This window comes from Salipiger sp. ABF4_146 (assembly GCF_056161345.1).
In genome coordinates this window covers 1-10,741 of sequence record NZ_JBSWYX010000047.1, presented here as the reverse complement: position 1 = coordinate 10,741, position 10,741 = coordinate 1, and the positions used below count along the sequence as shown (strand labels likewise).

Genomic DNA, 10,741 nt, shown 5'->3' with positions numbered 1-10,741 from the left:
CGCTCAGCCAAAAAAGATCAGACATGTTCACCGCTCGTTTTCGAACGGTGAATCACGCTCGTCCAACCAAATCAATGGGTCCTGACCCTAGTCATAATCACTCTCCTTGTAGTCGAGCGCCTTGCCGTCACCATCCACGCTCCACCCGAGCAATTTCGCAGGATCGCCCAGGATAGCAGCACCAAAATACAACACAAAAGAGGGTCCACGAGTTATATTTCTTGTCGCTACTTGAACGCACCTCACTTTCTGGCATCTAGAACTCCGCGCACGCGACAGCCAATATCAGCAGACGAGACTTAGAAAAGATGACCCCTGAAGAAACTCTAGCCCTATTCAATCAGGGAAAAGAGGCATGGAACAAATGGGCGCGAGAGGCGCTTGACGCCAACAATACATTGCCCGCAGTTGCCAATCAGGATAAGAAAACTGGCGCGCTTAGCTTTATGCTTATGGATAACACAGCGTCTGCCAAATTCTCAAACCATACGTTTGAAGAGAACACAAGCTTCAGCGATTATATATTCCCTTCTGACTGCCGGTTCTCAAACTGCAAATTCCCAGCAAACGTCAGCTTCTCCAAATGCGAAGCTCACCGAATCTTTCACTTTGAACGCTGCGTATTCTCTGGGGATTGCGATTTAAGCTCAGCTAACCTCCTAGGCAACACGGACATCGAGAATGGCACAATATTTGAGGGCCGCCTTATAATAAATGATGCGACGTTCAATAGTAGATTCAGCATCACCAATAGCCGCTGCCTTGGCGGAATAACCTTGACAGGCTGCACATTTAAAGGGGAGCTGAATGTAGATAACACCGAATGTCGCGGCGAAAGTTATTTTTTAAACGCGTCAAAACCAATGTCGACTAAAATAAACTCTTCTAAATTTGACAACGTAACCTTTAGCCGCTTCGACCTCCGTGACGCAGACTTTTCCAGAAGCGACCTGTCTGGGTCGAGATTGTCTGGAAACAACCTTTCAGGTGCAAACTTCACTGAGTGCGCCTTAGATGGTGCAGAACTTTTGCAATGCAGGATGGATACCAGTACTCGCTTCGATAAGGCCACCGTTTCAGGAACCTCCATTAATAAATATTCCTTGGATTTTCTGGATAACTACGGCGGCCTATCAGTAGGATCACGAATGGGAATGATTATCGAGGACGATATTGCATCCCTGCGCAGAAATTACAGCGGGTTTTCTCGCTGGGTGCACTTGGGAGCTCTTATCGCATTCCTATTTCCTTATGTATGGTTCCTCGCCAAAAGGTGGTCCGAAGCACGGTTCTTCGGAGAACCAGACGAAACCAGCATTTCTTTGCTAACCGCCGTTCTTCGCTTTATTTACAATGGCGGGAAAAATTGGGAAGCTGGATTTATCTTCCACTGGTCCTTCCTAGTTTTCATCTTGTCACTCCTATTCAATGCTGGAAGAGCAACCTTGCTATGGAAGACGCGGCAAATTGAGTTTGAGGAGGAAGTCCGCGGAGTCCCTTCAGAATTCTCAATATATGACCCAATAATCCCTAGATATAACTATATATTCACCTCCTGGTCAGATCTTGAGAAATTTGTGAAGTTTACTTCATGGGCCTTCATCCTTCTAGCAATTGCAAATAGCCTTCACTTCCTCATGATGAGAATTTCAATTTCTCCGTAGATAGAAGAAGTCAAGAGGAACAACTATTCACGTGGGTATCTAGGGACGCCTCTCGGCACTCATAAAAAGGCACGGTTGAAACCAAAGGTGGTTGCGGGAGGCCCTTGAGCATACTCCCCGATCACCAGTACCGTGTGCAGTACCCTTCACGGATCATTACCGCGGCCAGATCACGCCCATCCCTCATCTGGCAACTGCCGATCTTCCTGTCGTAGCTGGTACGCCCGTTCAGATGGCACGTGAGGCGTTCACCCACGACGAGGCCACGCATCTTCGCCTTAGCGCGCCGCCCTTCTGCGGTGTCCATCTCCGCACAGTCCAGAGAGCCAAAGCGAATGGGCACGCCAGACACCTCGATCGTGTCGCCATCGCGGACGTGCGTGACGCGCCCCGTAATCGTCTCGGTAGCCGTTAGGCTTACAACCGGACCAACGTATTCTGGAAACCGCTCTGTCGCCTGAAAGGCAGCGACACCAGCGCCGAAGAGGATGATCGCAAGGGTGCCGAGAACCTGCCGCAGGCCGGGCATCCTCGCCCTTCGCCTAGGCTGCCGCCTGAACTGGGGTGGTCCGCTTGATGCCGAGCGTCCAGCCCCAGTCAAGCACATGAGGCGCTGATACTGTTTTTGGCTCAGGCGTGTCTGCGGTCCGAAGCGGTTCAGCTTCGCCTGCATATCGCGCAGGAACTTCCGGTCATATTCGCTGATCGTGGTCGCTACTAAAGCGTGCCGAATGCCCCTATAGATTTCGTTCAGCTGCTCTTGCGAAAACGGCATGCGGCACTCGGATCAAAACGACGGTTGTCGTTTACTTGCCCCAATCTGGGCCATTCAGAAAACCCTGGGCCATCGAAAATCTACGATGGTGCCGATCACGCCACAGCCGCAGATTGTAAGATGCCAAGCACCCTTCGGAAATCTTCGTCTTTCGAGGCACCTTTCCACCGGTTGGCAAAACGACAAACAACTTGCAGATTGCCCGGCGCGTAGTGGCCGTCGCTGTCAATACGGTCTAGCGAGGCAAACATCTCCGGATCGCCGTGTTTTTCATCTAGTTCTAGCGGTAGCCCGGTCAGCTCGCATCGATAGTCCTGAGCGCCGATCAGTGCGACGATATAATCCTGCATCGCAACCTTTGTGGCGAAGCCGAGGTCCTTCTTCTTAACCACCTTGTCCACGATTTGCCCATTCGAGTAGTTGGTCGTCTTGATCGCGGTATTGGTCATCCGCTCGGCCGCCTCTGCTACGCTGAACAATTCATGTGCGCGCTGGTATGCGATTTTCTCGACTTGTCCCCCATGCTTTACGGCTTCGAAACCATTCTTCGATCTTTCGCTTCGACTCTTCCAAAGCTCTGTCTCGTGCCAAGCGTCTAGAAGGTCGCCGTTGATGAGCGCTATGGCGTAGTCTCGGTAAGACTCGCTTAGGGACTGCATCGTCGCCTCGGTCGACAAGAAGTCCTTCGCCTTGGGGTGAAGTTCATTCCACCGAAGAGTCACCCCCGACTTCGACTTGTTCGACCATGGCTCGCATGGTTTGTGGCAGACCACGACCTCGCGTCCCCGTTCAATCGGTTCGATCTTGGTCGAGAATTCCGGGGCCTCAGGACGCGATGTCGTCCACCAAAGCTCGCCACCGTCCCTGTGGATCCATATGTCGCCTGAAGTCTCCGCGACATAGGTCATTAGGTTGAACCATCTTGATGCGGTTGATCGTGTTGGCTTCTGGCCCGCTGCCGTAAGGTCGTTTGCCATTCTGTCTTGGATGTAGCTCTCTCGGTCGCCTGTTTCCCAGAAATGCTGCACTTTTACAGCGTTCATCGTGGCGACCGTCCCTCGGTCTTGGCAAATCGGCCACTCATAGTTCTGCCGACCGAAATTCGCGATGTAGACTCTCACTATCACCCCCAAACAAATTCACACGCAGTAGTGGCGGGATGAACTCGCCTTCGCAATATCTGCAGTTGGGGTTTTGGTAGATGATGGCAAAATGCCACTACGAGGCCCTTTATAGCTTTCTGTTCCTACACCCGGCACGCCATGACTTGCGGCTTCCCGATATACCCCGCCCGCGAGAGGCGCGCGATAAAGCCCTTGCTGCGCCTCATGCATAACCCCAGCCCCACGTAGATCAGCATAGCGACTCGCGCGAGTCTCGCGCTCTCTCAGCGGGGATCAGTTGGGGGGATTCGCTCTATCCGAACACTTTCACGCCGCCCCGAATGTCCCATACGCGCCAGAACTCACGCCACATGTTGAGCAACATTATAACTAGGGCACAATATATTGCGTAGTGACGCAAGATATAGGGGGTTTGTGCCTGCCGCTCGCCAAACCGCCTTGACGCTTCAGGGAGTGGCGTGTCTCATGTTGGAGACGCTCGGTAAATTAGATGCGCTGCCTCGATCTGGTAAATCGAGGCAGCACGGAAAGTCTGATCCGGGTTCCGCTGCCTTTTCGGACCGGCTGCGGCGGAAAACTCAACTCTCTCCAGCCCGAAGCTTATGCTTGGGGCTTTGAGTAAGTCAAGCAGCTGGCCAACCTAACCATGGATGGCAAAAATGCCTATTTACTCAGTAAACTTTCGCCTCAAACGAGACGCGACTTATGATCTCCGCTGGACCGAACTGGTCACGCGCATCCGCAGGGAAGCGCTTGGCGGTGATACGTGGGAGGACCTGACCTCCAACACCTACTTGCAAAGCCACAAGACCGCTGACCAGCTAGCAGATAGCCTGAGCGCTGGCTTGCTCGACTTACGGTCGGACCTGCTCTTCGTGTTGGAATGTGACAAGCAACCATACGCAGTGCGCGGGCACGTTGACGACCCAGAGAGCATGAGGGCGGTGCTGAACCTTGGCTTCGGGATGCCCTACACACCACTCGCCAATATTCTAGCGAACTACCCCTCGCTTGGCGGTCTTCGGGGATAATCAACCGGGCGCCTGCATTGACGTGTGGGCGCCCAGCTATCATTGCGATGATACCTTGCGCTGACGCTTGCGGTAGACCGGCGCATAGATCAGCCCGCGCTCACGCGCCTAAACCGGCAAGCAGCGCACTGGCTGACCGTCTTCGGTATAGTACAGCCGCGCGCCTTTGTTCGGGTCGCCGCAAGGAGTGAGGCCGAGCCGCTTGCCGGTCGCGCGCCGCAGCCGTACGGGGAAGCCCGTCGCGTCCTCGTACCAACCGAGCTTCCTGTCGTTGCGGCGAGGCACGGTCAATCGGGCAGCAACGTCTCCAAGCGCATAACGCCTGCCGACGTTGTTACGCCAAGCTGGAACGTGATGCCCGGACGACCTGGCAGACGGTCTATCGTGCTGCCAGCACTGACGACCTTCTTCTTCGCATCGAGTGCAGTGGTCAGGCGCTTCCGCAAGTCATCCAGACCTTTCCAGTCGTACGAGCGCGCAGCGTGGCAAGCGGCAAGCGCTGCGGCGGCGAACTGCATGGCGGTGGCCGGGTCTGACGGCATGGCATCCCGCAGGTCGGCGTTGCTGTAATTGTGAGGCGCTGCGCCGACTGCGCTGCCGGCTGCATTGGCGTCGGCGGGGATAAGAGTGGCCGGACTTGCTGCGGTGGTCATTGTGGGGCCCCTACTAGCCGACCGCCCGTCTGTCCGGGCGCTGAATATGGGTGCGGCGTCGATCCTGCTCGGCAGGGTTATCGTCCGGGCCTAAGACTTCGGTGTACGCCGTGCGCAGCGTGAAGTCGGCTTCGACTGCCGATCCGGAAACGATGAGCTCTGCCAAGCTAGCCACACCTTTGACGCAGACATGGTCCGGTGTGCGAACGCGCTGGCTGCGGAGGTCGACCTCTAGCTTGACGCGGTGAGTGCTGCACACTTGCTCGCGCAAGATTTTCCGGATGACCTGCGCGTCTGGCATGAGCGGGCGGTCGTATGCGGCAGCGATTTCGCGCAGCGTTGCGCCTTCCGGGCGTGCCAGCAGGAGCATGACTTTGCCGATGCGGCTGTCGGGGTCGAACTTGTGGGTGAAGGGCATCAGTCAACCACTCCCTCTGCCATGCAGCGCAGCGGCGCGTCAGGGATAGCATCACGCGGCACTAGGCACTCGGCTAGCCTCATAGGGGGAAGTGCCATCACCGCAGCGAGAGCCGCAGCACACTGGCTCTCTCGCGCAAAATCAAACGCACCGGGGGCCGTCAGCGCTTGCGCAAGGTCGTCTGCTTGCTGGAGCGCGGCTGACAGCTTGTCGCCATCGAAAAACGGCAGCGTATCCCCGGCGCTGATCCTGTTGGCTAGTTGCTCAAACTCATTGCGGTTTGCGGTGCTGCGCGCGGCAGCGTAGCAAAGCAAGAACTCCTGCCTGAACAGGCGCGTGAAGTCTTCGCTGCTGAGGCTGCTGGCCGTGCGCAGGTCGCTGTTGCAGGTCTGTATCGGCTTGATCGTTTCGATAACGGCGTGTGGATCGGCAAGAGGTGCAGCGGCAGGATGATAGAGGCGCGTGTCGACCACCGCCGTCATTGCAACGCCAGCAAGGGCGATGACTGGCTTGTCAGCTGGATCAGCTGGCCCCTTCGGAAAGTAGAACACGATAGCACCACTGCCGCCGTCGCTGCAACGACGCGGGGCGTAATACGGGTACTCGACGCCACTGCGCGCCGCCCGCAAGACGTGCCCCAGCTCGTGCCGGTGCAGGTTGGGCGTCAGCGCCGTCAGCGTCGGCGCACCCAAGCGTTCATCACTTGCCGTCATGCCTGCCTCCGTTCAGATCGCACGTCTTTCGGGGGCCGCATACGGCCGCTGCTGGTGTAGCTGGCCGCTTGCTTGGCAGGGACACGTCGCGTGATCTCCACTAGGTGATGCGCTGCAAGGCCGTGCAGCCCCGTCTCCATCGGCACAGCCATCGTGCCCGGAGCAAACTCGGGGCGGTGATACGGCGTACCCGTCACCCGAAGTCCCTGAATCTGAGCAGGGCCGGAGACGATGCGATCACCGGGCTCGAGCAAGGCAATGCTGAGCGTGTAATTCGCTATTCGGTGTGTGGCAGTGGGTTGGTCGCTTCCGTTCTTCATCAGCCTATCGGTCTCCGTCTGATGCCATAATTGGCCTGCAAAGTTCGATCGAGCGAGCCGCTTCCAAGCTCAGATTTCACAAGGTTTTTGATGTACATCCGAATGTCGGTTTCGCCGTTGGCGTTCGTAACTTCCTCAACCTGCACATCGGCATTCGAAGCCTCGTTGTAGACCGTCACATTCACGTTGCTGCGCCCCATTGCCGCTGCTGGCATGGTGTTGCCGGGGTTGGCGCGACCAATGCGGCTCAGCTGGCCGGGCACGAAGCCGGGTGCCGGAATAGGCGGCGCTGGCGATGGCAAGCCCGGTGGCGCTGGTGACGGTGCAGCGAACGGCGACGTGATCGCCCCAAAGCCACCCGTTCCCCCGAAGATCGAACCAAGCAGCCCACCACCACCTGCAAGCAACTGGAAGAAGTATTGCATGTTCCGGTTGACCAGAAACTTCGCCATGTCCTTCAGCATACTGTCGAGCATGTCGGAAAAGGCGTCATTAACGGAGGTCGTTTGGTCGATGATGCCGCCAAGCGCTCCGGTGAAGTTGTCTTGTATGATCGTGCCGAACTCCCCAAGCTCAGCCGCTGTACCGTTGGCCGTCTCCGCAAGCTCAGCAATGGCCCGATTGTATAGCTCAAGCTGCTCCGCGTTCAGCTGACCACCGAACACCGCAAAGTTGTCTTTGAGCAGCTTGCTTGATGCAACTGCCTGTTCCGCGTCGGTTCGGTAGCGCTCAAGCGACGTGATAAAGCGGTCAAGCTCATCTGTGGCTGATCGTACTGTCCCGCCACCCCCACCCGATGTGCCGGTTGTCTCCCGCAGGGACTCGTTCATTGCGTCTGTGGCAGCGGCGTGAGCGCGCTGTGCTTCCTCAGCCTCAAGCAGCACGGTTTTCCACTGCTCGAATTCCGCAGTCATCACATCGAACTGGATGGGGTCAACCGTCCCCTGCATATCCCGGAGACGCTTTTGCTCAGCTGCAATGCGACCAGCGGTGCTGACGGCATAGCGGTCCATGCCCTCCGCCATCGCATTGATCTCCGCTGTCATGCGGACCGTGTCAGTAGCAAGGCCCGCCGCAGCCGAGCGCAAGGACGAAGACCACGCTGCCGCCTGCTGAGCAGCCGCAGCTAGCTGGCGAACAGCGAGCGAAGCATCAGTGTAGGCATTCGCCGCTTCCCTCGCTTCGTTCTTAGCGTCTTCGGTAGCATCCCGAATGTCGATCCACGTTCCGGTGATATCGACTGCTTTTAGGAGCGCTGCCTCCATTTCGTCTGTGAGGCGGCCTTGCTCGTAAAGCTGTTCGCGCAGCAACTCAGCACGCTTGGCGAACTCGGTGCTCACCTCACCGTTGGCGATCATCCTTTCGATGCCGGTGGTGATGGTGAGGTATTCCTGCGCCTGAGCGACGGTCAGGCCGGTGGCCCGAGCGAGGCTTTGCTCCGTCTCCAACAGCTTCTGCTTGTTGGTCTCCACAAGCCCGTCAACAGCAAGACCCTGCCGCCGCATATCGTTGTAGTTCTGTGTGTTGGCAAGAAGCTGGTGGTAGAGGTCGATAGTAGCCTTCACATCAGCAGTTGTGTCGACGTCACCAAACGCCTCAGCTAGTGAGTCAACAGCCCGCCCAAGCTCGAACAATTCCCGGCTGGCACCTAGCTCAGCAAAGTCCCTCGCCGCATCGGCAAACTGGCCCCATTCCTTGCGGAACTGCCCCATCGGCTGCTGTGCTGCGCGCGTGGCCGAGCGCAGCTCATCAACTGCTTTAGCGGCGTCGTCCATCGTCTTCTTAAAGTCGACACCACCAGTGATTACCTGCTGTAGCAGTGGGATGAAGCCGACCAGCGACGACCCGACCACAAGGATAGCTGCGCCAAGCCCGCTAAAGCCAGCCGCCATTTGCGGCACCTGCTGGCCGAGCACCCGGAACATATTGGTGCCCATAGACGCCTGAACAGCGATGTCACTCAGCTGGTTTGCAATGTTGGTGAATGCAAACGAGTTGCGACTGGCGAACTGGGCAAGGCCGCTCGTGCTGCTGTTCAGCTGATTCATTTGGGTGCGGGTCTTTTGGACCTCGCGCTGCAAGACGCGGAGACCCTCTTCGCCCCGTACCCTTACGAGAACTTCCGATACGCTTTGGTTGTCGGCCATAGGTCAGCGCCTCCCAAGTGACCGGACACGCTGCGCGCGGCCCCGGCTCAAGTTTGCATCCTGCGCGGTAATTCGGCCCGGTCCGGCCAATTCGATTAGCGGGATATTGCGCCAATCAGGATCTTTGGATGGCACATTTGCGACATAGACCACCACAAAACGGGCAGATACCTCGCCTGCGAATTGCTGCCGGATCATACGAGCAACTGGACGAACAACACCGCCCGGAATTGTTTCGGTGGTATAGTAATTGCGGGCGAACCCGCGCTCTATGGTGAGCGCATAATGCACCATCGGCCCAACCAGCACCCTGTCATCAGCACCAAGCTCTGCAAGCGCGAACTGTGACGGGGTAATCGCCCGGTCATTCAAATAAATGGTTATCGCAGCCTGATAGGTGCCCCTGTGATAGGGTGCGCGGCGGTAGAGTATATTGTATGCGGCGAGCGTCGCCTCGCGCAGCTTGCCAATACCCTGCTCCAAATCGACAACTCGAATTTGGTAGGGAATACGCAAGAACCGGGAGTCAATCGTCTCCATCTGACGTCGGGTTTCCCGGCCCCGGTTACGCAAAAAGACTTGCCGCTTTTTGGGGTCAGACTGGAATTGCCCGCTGGTGATCTTTTGGTTGATGATCGACTTGGCGGCTTGCAATGAACCGGCCTGCATCTGCTGGTAGGTGTTCTTTAGGAACTCCTCCGTCCAAGTATCGGGAATGGTGATGCTGACCATCCCGGCTGGGTTGCTTGGCAGGCGGGCCATCAGACGGCACCCCGCTTGGCTGTCTGGAAACGGCTGGCAGCAAGGCCCAACGTGGCAACTTGCGCCATAATCGCACGGTCGCCGCGCTCCGTCTTCAGCAGGTTGTGGTTCCTGTGTATCGTCTGGCAGACGGCCCCGATCATTGCTGGCAGGTGCAGCGACCGAATATCGGCATCCGCCTCGATCAGATCGGCCAGCTCGTAGTCGAGCGCATCCCGAGCGATGATGTCAGCAACGATGAAGCAGTGGGCTAGACGCAGCTTGTCACCATCTGACTTGCTGCGCTGATGGAAGGCGATAAACGCGCGGCGAGCGCTGCCATAGAGCAGCGTGTCGCGCTTTGACAGGGCCTCCGGTAGGTCTACGGCACGCCCAATCATAAAGGGCATGAAGGCGGCGATCCGTCCCTCTGCTACAAGCGACACGTCTGTCGCCTCGCCCAGCAGGTTCCGGGCAGCAAAGAGGAAGGAGTCACCTGTCAACATAGTCGGCCAGCGCTCCCACTGTCGTGCAGGCGAACGATGAACGTCACCGTCTTCAGCAGGCGGCGCAGCGCCGGGCCATAGGGCTTGGCGGCGATGATACAGTTGGTGAATTCGTCCAGGTCGTCCCGGAGCCGTTGCTCAAGCGTGAAGCCGCCCGACTGATGCAGGAAGACGGCGCGATGCAGCGCTGCTTGGTCGAGCGTTACACCCTGCTTGAGACGCTGGGAGATGCGCTCTGTCGCTACCGCAAGCAGGAGGTCGTGCATCACCGCAGCGAGGATGATGTTCCGCAAGCCAAGCGCGGCGGCGTAGCTGAAATCGTCAGCGTAACCAGCCACGTGATGCAGCTTCATCTTCCGGCCGTTCTTAAGCAGGTGGTGAGCGTCGTTTAGGTGCTGGAAGGGGTCAGCTGCGATGGCCTTCAGCGCGCTGGCAAGATCGGGGTGATCGGCGCGATACCGGAAGCCTGACTTGAGTGCGACGGCGATGACGGCGACGTTGCCGTCAAACTCCGTCTGAGGCGCATAGTGCTGTGCTGGATGGCCCGGCTGGATCACGCTTAGGGTCAGGACCCATTGATTTGGTTGGACGAGCGTGATTCACCGTTCGAAAACGAGCGGTGAACATGTCTGATCTTTTTTGGCTGAGC

Annotated in this window: 10 protein-coding genes; 1 reads left to right on the top strand and 9 read right to left on the bottom strand. The window is 57.4% G+C overall.

Translation table 11 applies throughout. The annotated features are described in order from the left end of the window. Positions 1-308 precede the first annotated feature (308 nt). A complete protein-coding gene (locus ACXAJT_RS27155; RefSeq protein ID WP_475242022.1) occupies positions 309-1,664 on the top strand; it encodes a pentapeptide repeat-containing protein in 1,356 nt (451 codons plus the stop codon). Between the two features lie 121 nt (positions 1,665-1,785). Here ACXAJT_RS27155 and ACXAJT_RS27150 read toward each other — a convergent pair whose 3' ends face one another. From ACXAJT_RS27150 to ACXAJT_RS27110, 9 genes are all read right to left on the bottom strand, one after another. Further along, entirely contained in the window at positions 1,786-2,193 is a 408-nt protein-coding gene (locus ACXAJT_RS27150; protein WP_475242018.1) for a thermonuclease family protein, read from the bottom strand. Positions 2,194-2,534: 341 nt separating this feature from the next. Beyond that, positions 2,535-3,482, bottom strand: coding sequence for a hypothetical protein (locus tag ACXAJT_RS27145; protein WP_475242016.1), 948 nt, complete (start codon positions 3,480-3,482; stop codon positions 2,535-2,537). A 1,399-nt stretch (positions 3,483-4,881) separates the two neighbouring features. After that, positions 4,882-5,247, bottom strand: a complete 366-nt coding sequence (locus tag ACXAJT_RS27140; RefSeq protein WP_475242010.1) for a hypothetical protein — start codon at positions 5,245-5,247, stop codon at positions 4,882-4,884. Positions 5,248-5,260: 13 nt separating this feature from the next. Then, complete coding sequence (locus ACXAJT_RS27135) at positions 5,261-5,665, bottom strand: hypothetical protein (RefSeq protein ID WP_475242006.1); 405 nt, start codon at positions 5,663-5,665, stop codon at positions 5,261-5,263. Next, complete coding sequence (locus ACXAJT_RS27130) at positions 5,665-6,378, bottom strand: hypothetical protein (protein ID WP_475242000.1); 714 nt, start codon at positions 6,376-6,378, stop codon at positions 5,665-5,667. Before ACXAJT_RS27130 ends, ACXAJT_RS27135 begins: the two co-directional genes overlap by 1 nt. A gap of 319 nt (positions 6,379-6,697) precedes the next feature. After that, positions 6,698-8,845, bottom strand: a complete 2,148-nt coding sequence (locus ACXAJT_RS27125) for a hypothetical protein (RefSeq protein ID WP_475241994.1) — start codon at positions 8,843-8,845, stop codon at positions 6,698-6,700. Between the two features lie 3 nt (positions 8,846-8,848). Beyond that, the gene (locus tag ACXAJT_RS27120; RefSeq protein ID WP_475241991.1) at positions 8,849-9,607 is read right to left on the bottom strand and encodes a hypothetical protein; all 759 of its coding nucleotides are present in this window, start codon (positions 9,605-9,607) and stop codon (positions 8,849-8,851) included. Continuing rightward, a complete protein-coding gene (locus ACXAJT_RS27115) occupies positions 9,607-10,092 on the bottom strand; it encodes a hypothetical protein (RefSeq protein ID WP_475241988.1) in 486 nt (161 codons plus the stop codon). The genes ACXAJT_RS27120 and ACXAJT_RS27115 overlap by 1 nt, the downstream gene beginning before the upstream one ends. Further along, positions 10,086-10,649, bottom strand: a complete 564-nt coding sequence (locus ACXAJT_RS27110) for a hypothetical protein (RefSeq protein ID WP_475241985.1) — start codon at positions 10,647-10,649, stop codon at positions 10,086-10,088. Before ACXAJT_RS27110 ends, ACXAJT_RS27115 begins: the two co-directional genes overlap by 7 nt. Between the last annotated feature and the right edge of the window lie 92 nt (positions 10,650-10,741).